Annotated in this window: 19 protein-coding genes and 1 other annotated feature; all 19 genes read right to left on the bottom strand. The window is 45.4% G+C overall.

The window, feature by feature from the left end:
• Nucleotides 1-30: 30 nt before the first annotated feature.
• The 19 genes from rpsG to cysE all read right to left on the bottom strand — a co-directional run bounded on the left by rpsG (nt 31) and on the right by cysE (nt 18,469).
• The gene (rpsG, locus tag J2T20_RS21195; RefSeq protein ID WP_036652908.1) at nt 31-501 is read right to left on the bottom strand and encodes a 30S ribosomal protein S7; all 471 of its coding nucleotides are present in this window, start codon (nt 499-501) and stop codon (nt 31-33) included.
• 44 nt (nt 502-545) lie between these two features.
• Complete coding sequence (gene rpsL / locus J2T20_RS21200; RefSeq protein WP_307591295.1) at nt 546-965, bottom strand: 30S ribosomal protein S12; 420 nt, start codon at nt 963-965, stop codon at nt 546-548.
• A gap of 140 nt (nt 966-1,105) precedes the next feature.
• The gene (locus tag J2T20_RS21205) at nt 1,106-1,357 is read right to left on the bottom strand and encodes a ribosomal L7Ae/L30e/S12e/Gadd45 family protein (RefSeq protein ID WP_307591296.1); all 252 of its coding nucleotides are present in this window, start codon (nt 1,355-1,357) and stop codon (nt 1,106-1,108) included.
• Between the two features lie 176 nt (nt 1,358-1,533).
• Nucleotides 1,534-5,145 carry a DNA-directed RNA polymerase subunit beta' gene (gene rpoC / locus J2T20_RS21210; protein WP_307591297.1) on the bottom strand — a complete coding sequence of 1,204 codons (3,612 nt, stop codon included), beginning with the start codon at nt 5,143-5,145 and terminating at the stop codon, nt 1,534-1,536.
• A gap of 116 nt (nt 5,146-5,261) precedes the next feature.
• A complete protein-coding gene (gene rpoB / locus J2T20_RS21215) occupies nt 5,262-8,804 on the bottom strand; it encodes a DNA-directed RNA polymerase subunit beta (RefSeq protein ID WP_307591298.1) in 3,543 nt (1,180 codons plus the stop codon).
• A 428-nt stretch (nt 8,805-9,232) separates the two neighbouring features.
• Nucleotides 9,233-9,829: a class I SAM-dependent methyltransferase gene (locus J2T20_RS21220; RefSeq protein ID WP_307591299.1), complete on the bottom strand. Its 597-nt coding sequence runs from the start codon at nt 9,827-9,829 to the stop codon at nt 9,233-9,235.
• Between the two features lie 79 nt (nt 9,830-9,908).
• Entirely contained in the window at nt 9,909-10,268 is a 360-nt protein-coding gene (rplL, locus tag J2T20_RS21225; RefSeq protein WP_036652889.1) for a 50S ribosomal protein L7/L12, read from the bottom strand.
• A 69-nt stretch (nt 10,269-10,337) separates the two neighbouring features.
• Entirely contained in the window at nt 10,338-10,841 is a 504-nt protein-coding gene (rplJ, locus tag J2T20_RS21230) for a 50S ribosomal protein L10 (RefSeq protein ID WP_307591300.1), read from the bottom strand.
• A 63-nt stretch (nt 10,842-10,904) separates the two neighbouring features.
• Nucleotides 10,905-11,057: a sequence feature (ribosomal protein L10 leader region), on the bottom strand.
• A 72-nt stretch (nt 11,058-11,129) separates the two neighbouring features.
• Nucleotides 11,130-11,822, bottom strand: a complete 693-nt coding sequence (gene rplA / locus J2T20_RS21235) for a 50S ribosomal protein L1 (protein ID WP_307591301.1) — start codon at nt 11,820-11,822, stop codon at nt 11,130-11,132.
• 80 nt (nt 11,823-11,902) lie between these two features.
• Nucleotides 11,903-12,328, bottom strand: a complete 426-nt coding sequence (gene rplK / locus J2T20_RS21240) for a 50S ribosomal protein L11 (protein ID WP_036652881.1) — start codon at nt 12,326-12,328, stop codon at nt 11,903-11,905.
• A gap of 75 nt (nt 12,329-12,403) precedes the next feature.
• Nucleotides 12,404-12,937 (bottom strand): transcription termination/antitermination protein NusG, encoded by a 534-nt coding sequence (gene nusG / locus J2T20_RS21245; protein ID WP_036652878.1) that lies wholly within the window; start codon nt 12,935-12,937, stop codon nt 12,404-12,406.
• A gap of 21 nt (nt 12,938-12,958) precedes the next feature.
• Entirely contained in the window at nt 12,959-13,150 is a 192-nt protein-coding gene (gene secE / locus J2T20_RS21250; protein ID WP_036652875.1) for a preprotein translocase subunit SecE, read from the bottom strand.
• 20 nt (nt 13,151-13,170) lie between these two features.
• A complete protein-coding gene (gene rpmG, locus J2T20_RS21255; protein WP_076099620.1) occupies nt 13,171-13,320 on the bottom strand; it encodes a 50S ribosomal protein L33 in 150 nt (49 codons plus the stop codon).
• Nucleotides 13,321-13,737: 417 nt separating this feature from the next.
• Nucleotides 13,738-14,382: an RNA polymerase sporulation sigma factor SigH gene (gene sigH / locus J2T20_RS21260; RefSeq protein ID WP_307591302.1), complete on the bottom strand. Its 645-nt coding sequence runs from the start codon at nt 14,380-14,382 to the stop codon at nt 13,738-13,740.
• 162 nt (nt 14,383-14,544) lie between these two features.
• Nucleotides 14,545-15,069 (bottom strand): NYN domain-containing protein, encoded by a 525-nt coding sequence (locus J2T20_RS21265; protein WP_307591303.1) that lies wholly within the window; start codon nt 15,067-15,069, stop codon nt 14,545-14,547.
• A gap of 1 nt (nt 15,070) precedes the next feature.
• Nucleotides 15,071-15,832: a 23S rRNA (guanosine(2251)-2'-O)-methyltransferase RlmB gene (rlmB, locus tag J2T20_RS21270; RefSeq protein ID WP_307591304.1), complete on the bottom strand. Its 762-nt coding sequence runs from the start codon at nt 15,830-15,832 to the stop codon at nt 15,071-15,073.
• A 39-nt stretch (nt 15,833-15,871) separates the two neighbouring features.
• Entirely contained in the window at nt 15,872-16,315 is a 444-nt protein-coding gene (locus J2T20_RS21275; RefSeq protein WP_307591305.1) for a Mini-ribonuclease 3, read from the bottom strand.
• Nucleotides 16,312-17,718 carry a cysteine--tRNA ligase gene (gene cysS / locus J2T20_RS21280; protein WP_307591306.1) on the bottom strand — a complete coding sequence of 469 codons (1,407 nt, stop codon included), beginning with the start codon at nt 17,716-17,718 and terminating at the stop codon, nt 16,312-16,314. The genes J2T20_RS21275 and cysS overlap by 4 nt, the downstream gene beginning before the upstream one ends.
• Nucleotides 17,719-17,776: 58 nt before the next feature.
• Nucleotides 17,777-18,469: a serine O-acetyltransferase gene (gene cysE / locus J2T20_RS21285; RefSeq protein ID WP_307591307.1), complete on the bottom strand. Its 693-nt coding sequence runs from the start codon at nt 18,467-18,469 to the stop codon at nt 17,777-17,779.
• Nucleotides 18,470-18,534: the final 65 nt, after the last annotated feature.

Below are 18,534 nucleotides of genomic sequence, written 5' to 3' on the forward strand. Positions count from 1 at the left end.
AAAATAGAAGTTATTTGAACGACTATAATCCTACCAACGGTAGTGAGCAAACGCTTTGTTCGCTTCAGCCATTTTGTGCGTGTCTTCACGTTTCTTAACGGAAGCGCCTGTGTTGTTGGAAGCGTCGATGATCTCAGCCGCCAAACGCTCTTCCATAGTCTTCTCTCCGCGGTTGCGTGAGTAGTTTACAAGCCAACGTAATCCCAAAGCAGTACGTCTTTCAGGTTTAACCTCAATCGGCACCTGGTAGTTAGCTCCACCGACACGGCGAGCTTTTACTTCCAAAACCGGCATGATATTCTTGATGGCAGCTTCGAAAACTTCCATCGGATCTTTACCCGTACGTTCTTGAATTAACTTGAACGAATTGTACAGAATGCTTTGAGCGACACCTCTTTTACCACCCAGCATAATGCGGTTGATCAAACGAGTAACCAACTTGCTATTATACAACGGATCTGGCAATACGTCTCTCTTAGTAACTGGACCTTTGCGTGGCATGGATATCCCCCTTTCTTATATGTTTATTATTCGAATTTGTCTTACTACTTCTTAGCCTTAGGACGTTTCGCACCGTATTTAGAACGTGATTGCATACGGTTAGCTACGCCTGCTGTATCAAGTGCACCGCGAACGATATGGTAACGAACCCCTGCAAGGTCCTTTACTTTACCTCCACGAATCAATACAACACTGTGCTCTTGAAGGTTATGTCCAATACCCGGAATGTAAGCTGTTACCTCGAGACGGTTAGTCAAACGAACACGAGCATACTTACGAAGCGCTGAGTTTGGTTTACGTGGAGTCATAGTACCTACACGAGTGCACACACCGCGTTTTTGCGGAGCGCTCAAATTTGTACTCTCACGCTTAAGGGCGTTGAAACCTTTTTGAAGAGCGGGAGATTTAGATTTGTCGATTTTGGCTTGACGGCCTTTACGAACCAATTGATTAATAGTTGGCATGTTATTGCCACCCCCTTCCTGAAATGATTATCTAGTTATAAACCTCATTATTAAGTCCACAGACCCAGGTGGTTCATAAAAAGACAAATGAAAAGTCCTTGCATCCGAAGTGTACCCCCGGTACAAAAACGTTTCTAGAGCTATTGTTTTAAGACGGCTGCCATAGCAGCGCCCACTTCAATTCCGCAGGCTTTGCCTAAATTCAGCATCGTATCCACATAAGTGACTTTGACGCCTTGTTTACTACAAAGCATAACAATCTTGGAAGTAAGCCGTTGATCTCCGTCCTCTGCCACATAGACTTCTGCGGCTAGGCCCAACTCAACCGCTTTGACGGTTTGCTTGGTCCCGATCTTGACTTGAGCATCCTGTAGTCCTCTATCATCAGTCATTATCAATTCCTCCAATGAAAAAGGATAACATGGCTACTCACGCACCTTAAACATTTTAGCATCAACATTCGCTGATGTCAAGAATTTAAGGATAAGATTTATTATATTCATAACAGGCAGCCACACTATGCCCCTAAAAGGGACATAGCGTGAAATGCTCTGATGTGATTATTACATTATTCAGCCGGAACAGTCTCTAAAGACTCTTTCGAGCTTTCTTCGTTGGCATTGCTTAGTTTTACATTACGGTAACGATTCATACCTGTACCAGCAGGAATCAACTTACCGATAATAACATTTTCTTTCAGTCCAAGCAACTTATCCACTTTTCCTTTGATCGCAGCATCTGTTAAGACACGTGTAGTCTCTTGGAAAGATGCGGCAGACAGGAAGGAATCCGTCTCAAGTGATGCTTTGGTGATACCGAGCAATACAGGTTTTGCAACTGCTGGCTCTTTACCAGATAGAATTGCTTCTTTGTTAGCAGATTCATATTCATGAATATCTGCAAAAGCACCTGGCAGCAATGTGGTATCACCGGCATCAATAATGCGGATTTTACGCAGCATTTGCTTGATCATAACTTCAATGTGCTTATCATTGATTTCAACGCCTTGGTTACGATATACACGCTGCACTTCTTGCAGAATGTAGTTCTGTACCCCGCGGATACCTTTAATACGCAACATTTCTTTAGGATCGATAGAACCGTCTGTCAGTTCATCACCAGCTTCAATTTCCTGTCCAACGGTAACACGCAGGCGTGAGCCGTAAGTGATGGAGTAAGTCTTGGATTCTGCTTCACCTTGAACCTCGATTTCGCGACGGTCCTTCGTTTCACGGATTTCCTTGATTACGCCGTCAACCTCACTGATTGTCGCCTGACCTTTTGGATTCCGGGCTTCAAACAACTCTTGAATACGCGGCAAACCTTGGGTAATATCGTCTCCGGCAACACCACCGGTATGGAACGTACGCATGGTAAGCTGGGTTCCTGGTTCTCCGATAGATTGTGCCGCGATAATACCAACCGCTTCACCGATCTCAACGTGTTTACCAGTAGCCAAGTTTCGTCCGTAGCACTTCTTACATACGCCATGACGGGCACGACAGCTTAGTACTGAACGAATTTGCAATTTGGTGATGCCTGCATTGATAATTTCCTCCGATTTATCGGAGTCAATAAGATCGTTGCGATGTACGATGATCTCACCCGTTTCTGGGTGGCGGATCGTTTCGAAGCAATAACGGCCTTCGATACGGTCATATAGATCCTCGATAATCTCTTTACCATCTTGAATGCGTGCAACCATAAAGCCTTTATCCGTTCCGCAATCTTCCTCACGAACGATAACGTCTTGTGCTACGTCTACGAGACGACGTGTCAAGTAACCGGAGTCAGCGGTACGAAGTGCTGTATCGGCTAGACCTTTACGCGCTCCGTGAGTGGAGATAAAGTACTCTAAGACCGTAAGACCTTCACGGAAGTTCGCTTTAATTGGAAGTTCAAAAATCCGACCTGATGGTGTTGCCATCAGTCCCCGCATACCACCCAGCTGAGTGATCTGCGATTTGTTACCCCGTGCCTTGGAATCAACCATGAGCATGATGGAATTGAAACGATCCATCGATTTCAAAAGTACGGTAGTAAGATCATCCTTAGTCTTGGACCAAATCTCAATGACACGGTCATACCGCTCTTCATTGGTAATCAGACCGCGGCGATATTGGTTAGCAACCACATCGACCTTAGCTTCGGATTCTTTCAGGATTTGAGCTTTTTCCTCAGGCACGATAACGTCCGATACGGCAACCGTAACACCGGAACGTGTGGAGTACGTGAAGCCAAGCTGTTTGATCTTATCCAAAATCACAGATGTTTTGGTCGTGTGATAGGTTTCGAAGCAGCGAGCAATAATCAGACCTAAGTATTCCTTACCTACAGCGCTGGCTTCTGGAGCATCCATAATCAACTGACGGACATCTGCGCCTTTTTCATAGATAAAGTATTTCTCAGGTGTGCCGTGTAGCAAGTTTGTTTTGGTAGCTTCATTGATGTACGGGAAGCTGCTCGGGTAGATCTCATTAAAGATAATCTTACCGACCGTCGTAATCATCATTGCGCCTTGTTGCTGTTCCGTAAAGCACGTTTTACCTAATGCCTTAACAGGAATAGCTACTCGGGCGTGAAGACCTGCTGTACCCCGTTGGTAAGCTGAAACAGCTTCATTCACGGTACGCAAAATCATTCCTGTGCCTTTTTCCTCTTTGTTGTCCATGGTTAAGTAGAAAGTACCTAGAACCATATCCTGTGAAGGAGTAACAACCGGTTTACCATCTTTAGGGTTCAGGATGTTACCGGATGCCAGCATTAAGATACGAGCTTCCGCTTGCGCTTCTGCTGACAGAGGTACGTGCACCGCCATTTGGTCACCGTCAAAGTCGGCATTGTAAGCCGTACATACGAGCGGGTGAAGACGAATAGCATGACCTTCTACTAGAATCGGTTCAAAGGCTTGAATACCGAGACGGTGAAGTGTTGGTGCGCGGTTAAGCAGTACTGGATGCTCTCTAATAACTTCTTCAAGTACATCCCATACTTCAGGGCTTACACGCTCAACTTTACGTTTAGCGCTCTTTATGTTATGAGCCAGTCCTTTGTTAACTAACTCTTTCATGACAAACGGCTTGAACAATTCTAGAGCCATTTTTTTAGGCAGACCGCATTGGTACATTTTCAAGTAAGGTCCAACTACGATAACAGAACGACCGGAGTAATCCACCCGTTTACCAAGCAAGTTCTGACGGAAACGTCCTTGTTTACCCTTCAGCATATGGCTGAGGGATTTCAAAGGACGGTTACCAGGACCCGTTACCGGGCGGCCGCGACGACCGTTGTCGATCAATGCATCGACAGCTTCCTGCAACATCCGTTTTTCATTTTGCACGATAATATCAGGAGCACCGAGGTCAAGCAGTCTTTTCAGACGGTTGTTCCGGTTGATTACACGGCGGTACAGGTCATTCAAGTCAGACGTTGCAAAACGGCCACCATCCAATTGAACCATCGGACGAAGCTCCGGAGGAATAACCGGAAGAACATCCATGATCATCCAATCCGGTTTGTTGCCGGAATTGCGGAATGCTTCAATAACTTCCAGACGTTTAATCGCCCGGTTACGACGTTGGCCTTGAGCCGTACGCAGTTCTTCTTTGAGGAATTCCAACTCTTTGTCGATATCGATATCTTGAAGCAGTTTTTTAACGGCTTCTGCACCCATACCCGCTTGAAATCCGTATCCGTATTTCTCACGGTAGCTGCGATATTCCTTCTCAGACAACAGTTGTTTCTTCTCAAGAGGAGTTTCACCTGGATCAGTTACAACATAAGATGCGAAGTAAATGATCTCTTCAAGAGATCTTGGAGACATATCAAGGGCCAGACCCATACGGCTCGGAATACCTTTGAAGTACCAGATATGCGATACAGGAGCTGCCAGTTCAATATGACCCATACGCTCACGGCGTACCTTAGCGCGCGTTACTTCAACGCCACAGCGATCACATACAACGCCCTTATAACGGACGCGTTTGTATTTACCACAATGACATTCCCAGTCTTTTTGCGGTCCGAAGATACGTTCGCAGAAAAGACCTTCTTTTTCCGGTTTCAACGTACGATAGTTAATGGTTTCCGGTTTCTTAACTTCTCCGCGGGACCAAGAACGAATTTTCTCCGGAGATGCAAGTCCGATTTTCATAAATTCAAAATTGTTAACGTCCAACAAGGAGCAACCCTCCTTAACCTAATCCTGATTTAGTACCGCTTAACCCTCCCTTAATCCGAAGATCAAAAGAGGGCGCACGGTTCTTTTTAAATGCAATTTATATATCGTGTATTTACTTATTCTGCTCCGACTTCTGCGCCTTCTAAATTGAGGCTCAGCTTGTCGCCTGACGTCTCGTCCTCATCGTCCAGTTCTTTCATCTCAATCTCCTGCTCATCACCGCTGAGGATTTTGACATCCATACCCAGTGACTGCAGTTCCTTGATCAATACTTTGAACGATTCTGGAACACCCGGTTCCGGTACATTCTCACCTTTGACGATAGATTCGTAGGTCTTCACACGACCAACCACATCATCAGACTTGACGGTAAGAATTTCTTGCAGGGTATAGGCAGCACCGTATGCTTCAAGTGCCCACACTTCCATTTCCCCGAAGCGCTGACCACCGAATTGTGCTTTACCACCCAACGGCTGCTGCGTAACGAGAGAGTAAGGTCCTGTTGAACGGGCGTGAATCTTATCATCAACCATGTGCGCCAGCTTGATCATATGCATAACGCCAACCGTAACTTCACGTTCAAAACGCTCACCAGTCCGGCCATCATACAATACGGTCTTACCATTACGCTGCATGCCTGCTTCTTCCATGGTGTCAAACACGTCATACTCACGAGCTCCATCAAATACCGGTGTTGCCACATGAATACCAAGACGCAATGCTGCCATCCCGATATGGACTTCCAGCACCTGACCGATGTTCATCCGTGAAGGTACGCCCAACGGGTTGAGGACAACCTGTACAGGTGTGCCATCCGGTAGGAACGGCATATCTTCTTCTGGAAGAATACGTGCTACGACACCTTTATTACCATGACGTCCGGCCATTTTGTCACCTTCAGAAATCTTACGTTTCTGTGCGATGTAGACACGAACCAATTGGTTAACGCCCGGAGGCAGTTCATCACCATTCTCACGTGTAAATACTTTAACGTCGACGATGATACCATCACTACCATGAGGAACGCGTAGGGATGTATCACGAACTTCACGCGCCTTCTCACCAAAGATCGCATGCAGCAAACGTTCTTCTGCTGTAAGCTCTGTTACGCCTTTCGGAGTAACTTTACCCACCAGAATGTCGCCGGCACTAATCTCTGCACCGATACGAATGATACCGCGCTCGTCTAGGTTGCGCAGTGCTTCTTCGCCTACGTTTGGAATATCACGCGTAATTTCTTCAGGTCCCAGCTTAGTGTCACGAGCTTCTGATTCGTATTCCTCGATATGGATCGAAGTATATACATCTTCTTTGACCAGTTTCTCACTTAGCAGGATTGCATCCTCGTAGTTGTAACCTTCCCAAGTCATGAACGCAACGACAACGTTGCGGCCAAGAGCTAACTCGCCCATTTCCGTGGAAGGACCATCTGCCAGAATATCACCTTTCTTAACAATGTCCCCTCTTTTTGCTAGAGGACGCTGGTTAATACAGGTACCTTGGTTAGAACGCATAAATTTGTGTAATTTATATTTAACGATATCGCCTTTGACTTCTTTACCTTCAACAGCCTCTACGCGGCGTAACCAAATTTCATTAGCCGATGAGCGTTCGATAATACCGTCATATTTGGAAACAATACATACACCGGAGTCTTTAGCAGACTTATGCTCCATCCCTGTGCCGACAAGCGGCGCTTTTGGAATAAGCAAAGGAACTGCCTGACGCTGCATGTTAGATCCCATCAGTGCGCGGTTAGAGTCATCGTTCTCAAGGAACGGAATGAGCGCTGTCGCAACGGATACAACCTGTTTCGGAGATACGTCCATGTAGTCGACACGATTACTTGGCATCGTTGTAATGTTATCTGAGTCTTTGTTGTAACGAACGATAACCATGTCTTCTTTAAATGCACCATTTTCCTCAATTTGAACATTTGCCTGAGCAATTACGTAGTTATCTTCTTCATCCGCAGTCAAGTAGTCGATTTGCTCGGTTACTCTGCCTGTCTTCGGATCTACCCAACGGTACGGCGCTTCAATAAATCCGTATTCGTTAATACGGGCAAAAGTAGACAAAGAGTTGATCAGACCGATATTCGGTCCTTCCGGTGTTTCGATAGGACACATACGACCGTAGTGACTGTGATGGACGTCGCGAACTTCAAAGCCCGCGCGTTCCCGAGTCAAACCGCCGGGTCCGAGTGCTGATAGACGACGTTTATGCGTCAGTTCAGCAAGAGGATTCGTCTGGTCCATAAACTGGGACAGCTGGGAACTACCGAAGAACTCTTTGATCGACGCAATAACTGGACGAATGTTGATCAGTGCCTGCGGTGTAATCGCATTGGCATCCTGAATGGACATTCTCTCACGCACTACGCGTTCCATACGGGACAAGCCGATACGGAACTGATTCTGCAAGAGTTCGCCAACGGAACGCAGACGACGGTTACCCAAGTGGTCAATGTCATCGGTATTGCCAACACCATGTAGCAAATTAATAAAGTAGCTGATTGAGGAGATAATATCAGCCTGAGTAATATGCTTAATTGACTTATCGATATTGCCGTTAGCAATCAGCTTAAGAACACGGCCTTCTTCGATTGGCGAATGAACGTCAATGGTTTGAAGAGAAATGTCTTCGCTGTCAAGAACTCCGCTTACGCGATAGTTTTTGAAGCCAACTTGCTTCTCAAAATAAGGCAACAGTTCATCAAGCAAACGACGGTCAACCATTTGTCCTGCTTCTGCAAGGATTTCCCCTGTAGATTCATCAACCAAAGGTTGAGCCAAACGCTGATTAAATAGACGATTCTTGATGTGAAGCTTTTTGTTGATTTTGTATCGACCAACATTGGCCAGATCATAACGCTTTGGATCAAAGAAACGCGCAACTAGCAAGCTCTTGGCATTATCCAATGTTGGAGGCTCGCCTGGACGTAGACGCTCATAGATCTCGATAAGCGCCTTCTCCGTGGAGTCGGTGTTGTCCTTATCCAGCGTATTCCGAATATATTCATCATTACCAAGCAGTTCCAAAATTTCAGCATCACTGCCGAAACCAAGAGCACGAAGCAATACAGTAACCGGGATTTTACGAGTCCGGTCAATACGGACATACATGATGTCCTTAGCGTCGGTCTCAAGCTCCAGCCAAGCTCCGCGATTCGGGATTACTGTGGCGGTATAGGTTTTTTTGCCGTTCTTATCCACTTTCGTGCTGAAATAGACGCTTGGAGAGCGAACCAACTGGCTGACAATAACCCGTTCCGCACCATTGATAATAAAAGTGCCGGTCTCCGTCATCAGCGGGAAATCTCCCATGAACACTTCCTGCTCTTTGACCTCTCCGGTCTCCTTGTTGATGAGCCGCACTTTAACCCGTAGAGGCGCCGCATACGTAACGTCCCGCTCTTTCGCGTCGTCAACCGTATATTTCGGTTCACCCAGGCTGTAATCAATGAACTCTAGTACCAAATTACCTGTGAAATCCTGGATCGGCGAGATGTCCTGAAACATTTCCCGCAATCCTTCCTCCAAAAACCAATCATAAGATTTTTGTTGGATCTCGATCAGGTTCGGGACCTCGAGTACCTCGTTAATTCTCGCATAGCTCCGCCGAGTGCGTCGACCATACTGAACAAGATGTCCTGCCAACTTTACTCACCCCTCATGTCTACTCACTTAAAAATTGATTGCGAACCCCTGTTTGGACCATTATAATGGAACCAAGGCAGTAGATTCATCCATAAATAAAGAAAAGCCCTTATCGAAATCTTCGAATAAAGAGCGCACTTATCCATGGTCAAAATACCCCATATCCAGTAGATTTGCCCAAAACGTACATATTATACGTCACCAAGCAACAGTTTATGCGCTGCCGCTCTCAAATTGTCAGGGCTAAATCCGCCTTAACAGTTAGCTTAGAGAACAAAATCCGCAAAAACTTGCCGTACGGCATGCGCTTACCGGGCGACAATATACCACTTGACATTTCAGAAAACTAAAGAAATGGAGCCTATCTTAATACTGACATTTTATAATAATAACACTATCAATAGTAGAAGTCAATGACCCCTACCTATTTATTTTTTCGCTTTAATAATTCGATAGCCTTTGTCTTTCGCCACTTCTTCCACACTTCCAAACAAACTCTCCAGCTTAGCCGCTGCTGACGGAGCCCCTTGTTTCTTCTGAATCACAATCCAGAGAGTTCCGCCTTCATTAAGATGATCATAGCTTTGCTCGAATATCTGATGGACTACAGCCTTCCCGGCCCGTATCGGAGGATTCGTTAGGATTACATCGAATGTCTGTCCATCCAATGCGCCGAGCATGTCGCTTTCCATTATAGTAACATTCCGGATTCCGTTATTCAGAGCGTTCTCTTTAGCCAGTTCAACTGCCCGACTATTGATATCAATCATTGTCACATGCCCTTTTGGGATAAGGTGGGCAGCTGTAATTCCGATGGGCCCATATCCACAACCCACATCCAGCACCGCAGCACCTTCAGGTATATCCATTGCTTCTATTAGAACCCGACTGCCGTAATCAATATCCCCTTTGGAGAAAACACCCGCATCACTTGTAAAGCGAAGACTTTTTCCTCTAAGGACTGTATCAATGGTTCGTCTGTCATGACGAGCTCCCGGTTGTTGTGAGTAATAATGCTCCGACATGCCAATCCTCCATTTCCATGATTTATATTAAAAACAAACCCCTTGAACAAGTTCAAGGGGTTTGCCGTAAGAGAAGGAATTACTTCACTTCTACAGATGCGCCTGCTTCTTCTAATTTTGCTTTTGTAGCTTCTGCTTCTTCTTTACTTACTTTTTCTTTGATTGCTTTAGGAGCGTTGTCTACAACGTCTTTAGCTTCTTTCAAGCCAAGACCTGTGATTTCGCGAACGATTTTGATAACGTTGATTTTGGAAGCGCCAGCGCCTGTCAAAATTACGTCAAACTCGGATTGCTCTTCTTCAACTGCTGCTACAGCGCCGCCAGCTGCTACTGGAGCTGCTGCAGTTACGCCGAATTCTTCTTCGATTGCTTTTACCAGGTCGTTCAGTTCCAATACGCTCATGCCTTTAATTGCTTCCAAGATTGCTTCTTTACTCATGATTGAACCTCCATTTTTTATATTAAAATTTTTGTGTTTGGTGTTGATTATACTGCGAAGATCAAAGGCTTACGCGCTTTGTTCTTCTTTCTCAGCCACTGCTTTAACCGCAAGCGCGAAGTTGCGCATTGGAGCTTGCAGAACGCTAAGCAACATGGAGAGCAAACCATCGCGGGATGGTAGTTCTGCCAATGCTTTGATTTGGTCCGCGCCGATAACTTTACCTTCTACAACTCCGCCTTTCAATTTCAAAGCGTCGTTCTTTTTGGCGAAATCATTCAAAATTTTAGCTGGAGCTACTACGTCAGTCGTACTGAACGCGATCGCAGTTGGTCCTGTCAAAACTTCGTCCAATTCAGTCAACTCAGCCGCAGCAGTTGCGCGGCGAAGCAATGTGTTCTTCAGAACTTGGAATTCAACGCCAGCTTCACGAAGCTGCTTACGCAGTTCAGTCACTTGAGAAACGTTCAATCCACGATAGTCAGCAACAACAGTAGTAATACTGTTTTGCAATTTAGCGGCAACAACGTCTACCGCGTCCTGTTTTGCTTGGATTACTTTTTCATTTGCCAATGTATACACCTCCTGAAAATTTATGTGACAGCATCATTTCCGAAGAACCTCAGCTGTTCCTACGCAGGCATTAGAAAAGCCTCCGCAGAATCACGAAGGCTTGATAAACGTTAGTTGCACGGGCGAACCCAGTAGCATCTTGTTTCTATCACAACACCTCGGTAGGAAATTAAGCCTTAGGGCACCTACTGTCTACGGTAAGCATATTCAAGTTAAAGAAGGACAACCGTTAATTTTCTTCACAACTGCTATAGATTATCAAAGATGACTCATAGAGTCAAGCATTAATTATCTGAAGTTAGCTGTGTTTACACGAGCGCTTGGTCCCATAGTCGAAGAAATCGAAATGCCTTTAAGGTATACACCTTTAGCAGCAGCCGGTTTCGCACGGTTAAGAGCGTCGATAAGAGATTTAAGGTTCTCGTTCAATTGATCAGCATTAAAAGACACTTTGCCGATTGGCGCGTGAATTTGGCCTGCTTTGTCGAGACGGTATTCAATTTTACCGGCTTTAATTTCTTGAACAGCCTTGGTAACATCGAATGTAACTGTGCCAGCTTTAGGGTTAGGCATAAGGCCTTTACCACCGAGCAGACGACCCAGTTTACCGACTTCACTCATCATATCAGGTGTAGCTACGCAGACATCAAAGTCAAACCAGCCTTGTTGGATTTTATTGATCATATCTTGATCGCCTACAAAATCCGCGCCAGCAGCTTCAGCCTCTTTCGCTTTTTCACCTTTTGCAAATACAAGCACGCGTTGAGTTTTACCTGTGCCGTGAGGCAAGACTACTACTCCGCGAACGGCTTGATCTTGTTTACGGGGATCTACTCCCAAACGAACTGCTGCTTCAACGGTTTCGTCAAACTTCGCAGTCGCTGCCTTTTTAACAAGCTCTACAGCTTCTGAAGGCTCGTAAGTTGCTTCGCTGTTGATCAGCTTAGCAGCTTCTTGGTATTTCTTACCATGTTTAGCCATGAAAATGTTCCTCCTTTGTGGTGTTAGCGGAAATTCCTCCCACATATTAAGGTCACGAATGACCGATCCTCGAAGACATATTAGTCTTCGATTGTGATTCCCATACTGCGAGCAGTACCTTCAATCATAAGCATAGCAGCTTCAACACTAGCAGCGTTCAAATCGGGCATTTTTTGCTCAGCGATTTCACGAACTGCAGCGCGGCCTAGCTTACCTACTTTTTTCTTGTTTGGTTCGCCGGATCCTTTTTCTACTTTCGCAGCGATGCGAAGCAAAACAGCAGCCGGAGGAGTTTTGGTGATAAAGGTAAATGAACGGTCTTCAAATACTGTAATTTCAACCGGGATGATAAGACCAGCCTGGTCAGCTGTACGAGCATTGAATTCCTTACAGAATGCCATGATGTTGACACCCGCTTGTCCTAACGCCGGACCTACTGGTGGCGCTGGATTCGCTTTCCCTGCAGGAATCTGCAGTTTCACCATTTTAATAACTTTTTTAGCCATGAGTGACACCTCCTTGCGTAAATAGTGGTCTTCGGTACGCTTACGCGCCCTCCCACAAGAAACCCTGATGCGTAGTTATATTTTCTCCACTTGAGTGAAATCCAACTCTAGCGGGGTTTCCCGTCCAAACATGTTAACATGTACTTTGATCTTACTCTTATCCACCAAAATTTCTTCCACGGAGCCCACAAAATTCGCAAAGGGACCAACCATAATGCGTACCGATTCCTTGATTTCGAAATCAATCTTAGCTTTAGGTTCTACCATACCCATATGTTTCAGAATTTGTTCTACTTCTTCTGGAAGCAGAGCCGTAGGCTTCGAACCTGAGCCTGTCGAACCAACAAATCCAGTAACGCCCGGCGTATTGCGGACAACATACCAGGAATCATCAGTTTGGACCATTTCCACCAAGACATATCCAGGATAAACTTTACGCATGACCGTTTTGGTCTTGCCGTCTTTGCTTACCAGTTCTTCTTCCATAGGAACAAGAACACGGAATATCTTGTCTTCCATGCCCATAGACTCAACGCGTTTTTCTAAATTGGCTTTGACTTTGTTCTCATACCCTGAATAGGTATGAACGACATACCATCTTTTTTCCATATCAAGCCACCTGGGACCTCTCTAAATAATCGCTTCAATCACAGCGGAAATACCGATGTCCAGAACCCAGAAGTAAACAGCGACAACTACAATTGTACCGAGAACGATCAATGTATAGTTTGTCAGTTCCTTACGGCTAGGCCAGCGAACTTTTTTGAGTTCACTCCAGCTCTCAGTGAAAAAGGAAAACATTGACTTGAAACTACGTTTCACGCCGACTACACCTCCAAAGACTATCTGGTTTCGCGATGAGGAGTTTGCGAGTTACAATACTTGCAAAATTTCTTCATCTCCATGCGGTCGGGGTGATTTCGCTTGTTTTTGGTTGTCGCATAGTTTCTTTGTTTGCAACTTGTACAAGCCAAAGTGATAATTACCCGCATGATGTGCACCTCCCGAGACGTTCTTCTAATATGCAAATTAGAAGACGCAAATATTGATCCCAAAAAGAAAGGGTGTTGACGTCCTTATTAGAACGGCATCCTATCTCTTTGAAATATCAAAAAGCATGGAGCAGAGCTCTATCTTTCCGATATTTAAAAAAAAGCCGCGAATTTAGGCCTACCTAAAACACTTTAGCATAATGTCAAGGTCTGTGTCAACGAAAGAATTGCCTTCTGCACTGGGTAAATATAGGATATGCAACATCTTTCCGATCGCTGTCTTTGCTATAGTCTTTTCCTTTTCACTCCGCTGTGATTCTTACATTATGATGCATTCCCGCTATGAATAAACATAGGGCCCATGATCACAAACTAAAAAAAGACTCGAAGTCCGAGCCTTTCCCTGTCATTATATCATTAATTGTCACGCACTTCCAGATATCTTTCCAATTTCCGCTTTACCCGCTGCAGTGCATTGTCAATCGACTTCACATGTCTCTTCAAATCCTCAGCAATTTCCTGATAGGATCGTCCGTCCAGGTATAGCATTAGAACTTTACGTTCAAGATCACTGAGTATCTCGGCCATCTTGTCTTCCAATCCCATGAATTCTTCCTGATTGATAATCAGTTCTTCCGGGTCCAACACCTGGGTGCCGCAAATGACGTCCATAAGTGTACGGTCAGAATCTTCATCATAGATGGGCTTGTCCAATGAAACGTATGAATTAAGAGGAATGTGCTTCTGACGGGTCGCTGTCTTAATCGCAGTTATAATCTGCCGTGTGATACATAACTCGGCAAATGCTTTGAATGAAGAAAGCTTATCCCCTTTAAAATCACGAATTGCCTTATAAAGGCCAATCATACCTTCTTGTACAATGTCTTCACGATCAGCACCGATCAAAAAGTAAGAACGGGCTTTGGCGCGGACGAAATTGCGGTATTTATTAATCAAGTACTCCAATGCGCCACTGTCGCCACCACGGAAAACCTCGACAATATCTTCATCGCTTATGCAATCATACTCGGATAGCATTAATTCCTTGAGGTCGACACTCACCAAGAATCCCCCCGGCTGCAACGCAAGACACATCGTTACTTCTCGAAATATACGAACAGTATATATTATGTTACCTTACACCGTCAACCGAAGTTTGTCCAAAAACAATCATCAATAGAATATTATGGCATTTGTAAGTGGACTGATGTTCCTTGGGCTTACTCAAGACTTTCTGCGCCAATCTTCAAGCTTGCTACGCACTTCCGGGGGAAGCTTATCTTCTAGGGCATGCCGGGAGTTACGAGCACCCGGCTTGTCGATGGCTTTTTTGACTTCCCTTTGATTCTCTTCTATCTCCAGACGCAGTTCTCTAGCAGATAGACGTAAGGCACCGTGAGCAAAAATAACATGCTGCTCCACCAAGTCGCTGGTTGCCACATAAATCTGCCGGCGCCGGTGACTGAGTTCTCCTACCAGCCGTTCAATGCATTCATCGGCGGTTTCTTTTTCTTTTGTAAAATAAACCTGCACCTTGCCCTGAACAAAAGCTCGTCCTAGTCCGGGAACACGATAAGCATCAAATACAGCAATAATGCGACGGCCCGAAAAGGCCTGATAATCAGCCAGCATATCCAGAAGTCGGTCGCGAGCTTCCTTCATGCCTGTATGCGATAATTCCGCTAAATCTGGCCAGCCGCCAATCATGTTATAACCATCCACAAGAAGCACGTCCCGCCAGTCAACCATATTATCCCTGTCGCCGACGCCGTAGCACTTCGTACATAATAACACCGGCAGCTACAGATGCATTCAGTGAATTTATTTTTCCGGCCATCGGTAATTTAAGCAAAATATCGCATTTTTCCCGAATCAGACGACCCATGCCTTTGTTCTCATTCCCGATAACTACTGCTACAGGTCCCGTGAAAATGTCCGATCCAAACAGATCTTGATCTGTATCCACATCTGTCCCGACAACCCAAATCCCCATTTCTTTGAGACGATCTATCGTCTGTCCGAGGTTAGTGACTCTAGCTACTGGAACATACTCTACTGCACCAGCTGATGTTTTTGATACCGTAGCAGTGATCTGAGCGGAGCGCCGTTTAGGGATGATAACGCCATGAACGCCAGTACAGTCAGCCGTACGCAGAATTGAACCCAAATTATGAGGATCTTCAATTTCATCCAGGAGTATAAGAAATGGTGCTTCACCTTTGACTGCTGCTGCAGCTAGAATATCCTCTACTTCTACATATGCATATGGCGCTGCCTGTGCAACTACCCCTTGATGCTGAACATCCGGTGCAAGTTGGTCAAGCTTCCGCTTATCAACATGCTGAATAACAATCCCGGCTTTTCTTGCTTCAGCAATAATAGGTGCTGTTAAATGCTTTTGAGCCGTTTCAGCGATCCATATTTTATTGATTGTACGGCCTGCACGCATCGCTTCTAACACTGAATGCTTACCGGCCAGCATTTCCTCTTCTGTCTTCAAATCTTCTTCCATCTTTTATTCCTCCAGTTGTATATTCCGACGATTTCCCGCTTACCGATTCTTCATAAACTCAATTCCGCTGTGCACTAGTTTCTGTATTCTTTCCAGCTGACCCGTATAGTATAGATGACCGATTAAGCATTCAAAAGCCGTCGCATGCCGATATTCCGCCACATCTGCATTTTTGGGTACAGTCCCTGATTTAGCATTACGCCCCTGACGTGCTACATCACGTTCTTCTTCAGTAAGCATAGAGCTATCTAGAAATTGAAGAATCGCGCATTGTGCTTTGGCGGATACAAGACCCGTAGCTGAACGGTGTAAATGATTAGGACGCAGATTCGGAAGGGAAATCAGATACTGCCTCACAGCCACTTCATAAATCGCATCCCCCATATAGGCTAAGACAATAGGCGAAATCAGCTTTACTGGCTTGGATGGTTCATAAGGGAACCACCCGTCTACGGCTGGAGTTTGAGGATTCTCATTGCTCATTTTCTCCGCCACCGCATTCCCTGCGGCGTATCCTCAAGCAGGATACCCATAGCACTAAGCTCGTCCCGAATTTCATCGGATCGGCTCCAATTCTTATTCTGACGAGCCTCTAACCGCTCAGCAATAAGTCGCTCTACCTCTTCTCCTGCCACTTCTTCCGTATGCTCGGGTGTTAAACGGAGCACCGAATTCATTTCATCAAAAGCCTTCAGTAATGCTGTAAGATCAGCGGCGGCAGCAGCTTCTCCAGCTAGCAGTACATTTGCCACACTGACCCAATCAAAAACAGCTGTGATAGCATCCGGCGTATTAAAATCATCCTGCATTTTTTCATGGAAATTATGCAGAATCTCAGACATTTTAGCTTCAATCTCACCGCTGACATCAGATTCAGCGCCACTGTTATTCAGTTCAAGGCGATGTTTCACGTTGGCTGCTGCTACTGAGATACGTTCAACACTTTTCTCTGCAGAAAGCAAGGCTTCTTCGGAGAAATTGAGTGGGTTGCGATAGTGTGTTGAAAGCATGAAATAACGGATGGGTCCTGCCTTAAAGCGCTGGCGAATTTCCTTAACTTGCATACCATTCCCGAGCGATTTCGACATTTTTTCGTCACCGATGTTAATAAAGCCATTATGCATCCAATAGTTTGCCATAGGCTTGTCAGTCAGCACTTCGGTCTGTGCACATTCGCACTCATGATGAGGGAATTGCAGATCCTGTCCACCACCGTGGATGTCTATGGTATCGCCAAGAAATTCCCGGACCATAGCTGAGCATTCAATATGCCAGCCGGGACGTCCTTCTCCCCATGGGCTTTGCCAGGAAACCTCGCCCGGTTTCGCCGCTTTCCATAGCACAAAGTCCTCCGGGTTCTCTTTTCGCGAGTCTACATCCACACGGATTCCAAATTGAAGCTCCTTCAGATTCTGCCGGGACAGCTTACCGTAGCTCTCAAAGGTGGAAGTCCGGAAGAATACGTCACCGCCATTTTCGTATGCATGTCCTTTTTGCTCCAGTTCTTTGATGAAGTCAATAATTAGGTCCATGCTGTCCGTAACCCGCGGATTCATAGTAGCCGGTTTTACTCCGAGGCCTTCAATATCCTCACGGTACGCATCAATAAATATTTCTGCAACCTTTGCCACAGTAATATTCATCTCTTCCGCTTTGCGAATCATCTTATCATCTACATCTGTGAAATTTGTAAGAAAACGCACCTCGTTGCCAAGCTGTTCCAAATAATTACGGACTAAATCAAAGACAATAACGGGTCTAGCATTTCCGATATGCATATAACCGTAAACGGTCGGACCGCATACATACATTTTTACCTTCCCAACCTCGAGAGGTTGAAAAGGCTCCTTACTTCTAGACATCGTATTATAAATTTGTAAAGCCATGCTGTTTCCCAATCCTTTCTGTTGTTGTCCTCGGAATCCTCTGAAACCGGGATCTATATTAAATTTCATAGTCTCCAATGTACTGTTGGCTTTCTATTCTTCTTTGTTCCGTTTTTTGCTTATCTTCGGAGCCTAGCCGATCACGCAGCTCTTCGATCTCTTTTTGCAAAAAACGAAGAGAATCGACAAGCGGATCGGGCATCTTGGCATGGTCCAGCCGATCGGATACACGCTCCCCATTGCGCTTTACCACACGTCCCGGGTTGCCTACTACTGTACTATTATTAGGTACCTCGCGCAGAACAACCGCATTGGAGCCTATATTCGAATTATCGCCTATACGGAACGAACCTAACACTTTTGCACCCGAACCAATAACTACATTGTTTCCAACTGTTGGATGACGTTTCCCCTTTTCTTTACCCGTTCCCCCAAGGGTGACACCCTGATAAATAATAACATCATCACCTATCTCACAGGTCTCCCCTATAACAATACCCATGCCATGGTCAATAAAGAGCCTGCTACCAATAACAGCTCCGGGATGTATCTCAATACCCGTCATGAATCTGCTAATTTGCGATACCATCCGCGCCAGCGTATACCATTTATGCTTAAAAAGAAAGTGGGCTACCCGGTGACCCCAAATAGAGTGCAGCCCGGCATAGGTGAATACAACTTCGAACCAACTGCGTGCAGCCGGATCATTGTCAAATACTGCCCGAATGTCAGACTTGATATTGTTAAACATCACGGTTCCCCTCTTCCTGATTCCTTGCCTCCTGTTTACAGGTACGCAAAGAAGGTATTCTTCAG

Origin of the sequence: Paenibacillus wynnii, assembly GCF_030812855.1 — a bacterium.
Lineage (GTDB): Bacteria > Bacillota > Bacilli > Paenibacillales > Paenibacillaceae > Paenibacillus_AQ > Paenibacillus_AQ wynnii_A.

What these genes read in the sequence shown, in the direction of transcription:
- J2T20_RS21275 (WP_307591305.1), bottom strand. Translation starts at nt 16,315, where the DNA reads ATGAGCAATGAGAATCCTCAAACTCCAGCCGTAGACGGGTGGTTCCCT.
- J2T20_RS21265 (WP_307591303.1), bottom strand. Translation starts at nt 15,069, where the DNA reads ATGGTTGACTGGCGGGACGTGCTTCTTGTGGATGGTTATAACATGATT.
- rpsG (WP_036652908.1), bottom strand. Translation starts at nt 501, where the DNA reads ATGCCACGCAAAGGTCCAGTTACTAAGAGAGACGTATTGCCAGATCCG.
- rplL (WP_036652889.1), bottom strand. Translation starts at nt 10,268, where the DNA reads ATGAGTAAAGAAGCAATCTTGGAAGCAATTAAAGGCATGAGCGTATTG.
- cysE (WP_307591307.1), bottom strand. Translation starts at nt 18,469, where the DNA reads ATGTTTAACAATATCAAGTCTGACATTCGGGCAGTATTTGACAATGAT.
- rlmB (WP_307591304.1), bottom strand. Translation starts at nt 15,832, where the DNA reads ATGGAAGAAGATTTGAAGACAGAAGAGGAAATGCTGGCCGGTAAGCAT.
- rplK (WP_036652881.1), bottom strand. Translation starts at nt 12,328, where the DNA reads ATGGCTAAAAAAGTTATTAAAATGGTGAAACTGCAGATTCCTGCAGGG.
- J2T20_RS21205 (WP_307591296.1), bottom strand. Translation starts at nt 1,357, where the DNA reads ATGACTGATGATAGAGGACTACAGGATGCTCAAGTCAAGATCGGGACC.
- rpmG (WP_076099620.1), bottom strand. Translation starts at nt 13,320, where the DNA reads ATGCGGGTAATTATCACTTTGGCTTGTACAAGTTGCAAACAAAGAAAC.
- J2T20_RS21220 (WP_307591299.1), bottom strand. Translation starts at nt 9,829, where the DNA reads ATGTCGGAGCATTATTACTCACAACAACCGGGAGCTCGTCATGACAGA.
- cysS (WP_307591306.1), bottom strand. Translation starts at nt 17,718, where the DNA reads ATGGCTTTACAAATTTATAATACGATGTCTAGAAGTAAGGAGCCTTTT.
- nusG (WP_036652878.1), bottom strand. Translation starts at nt 12,937, where the DNA reads ATGGAAAAAAGATGGTATGTCGTTCATACCTATTCAGGGTATGAGAAC.
- rpsL (WP_307591295.1), bottom strand. Translation starts at nt 965, where the DNA reads ATGCCAACTATTAATCAATTGGTTCGTAAAGGCCGTCAAGCCAAAATC.
- rplA (WP_307591301.1), bottom strand. Translation starts at nt 11,822, where the DNA reads ATGGCTAAACATGGTAAGAAATACCAAGAAGCTGCTAAGCTGATCAAC.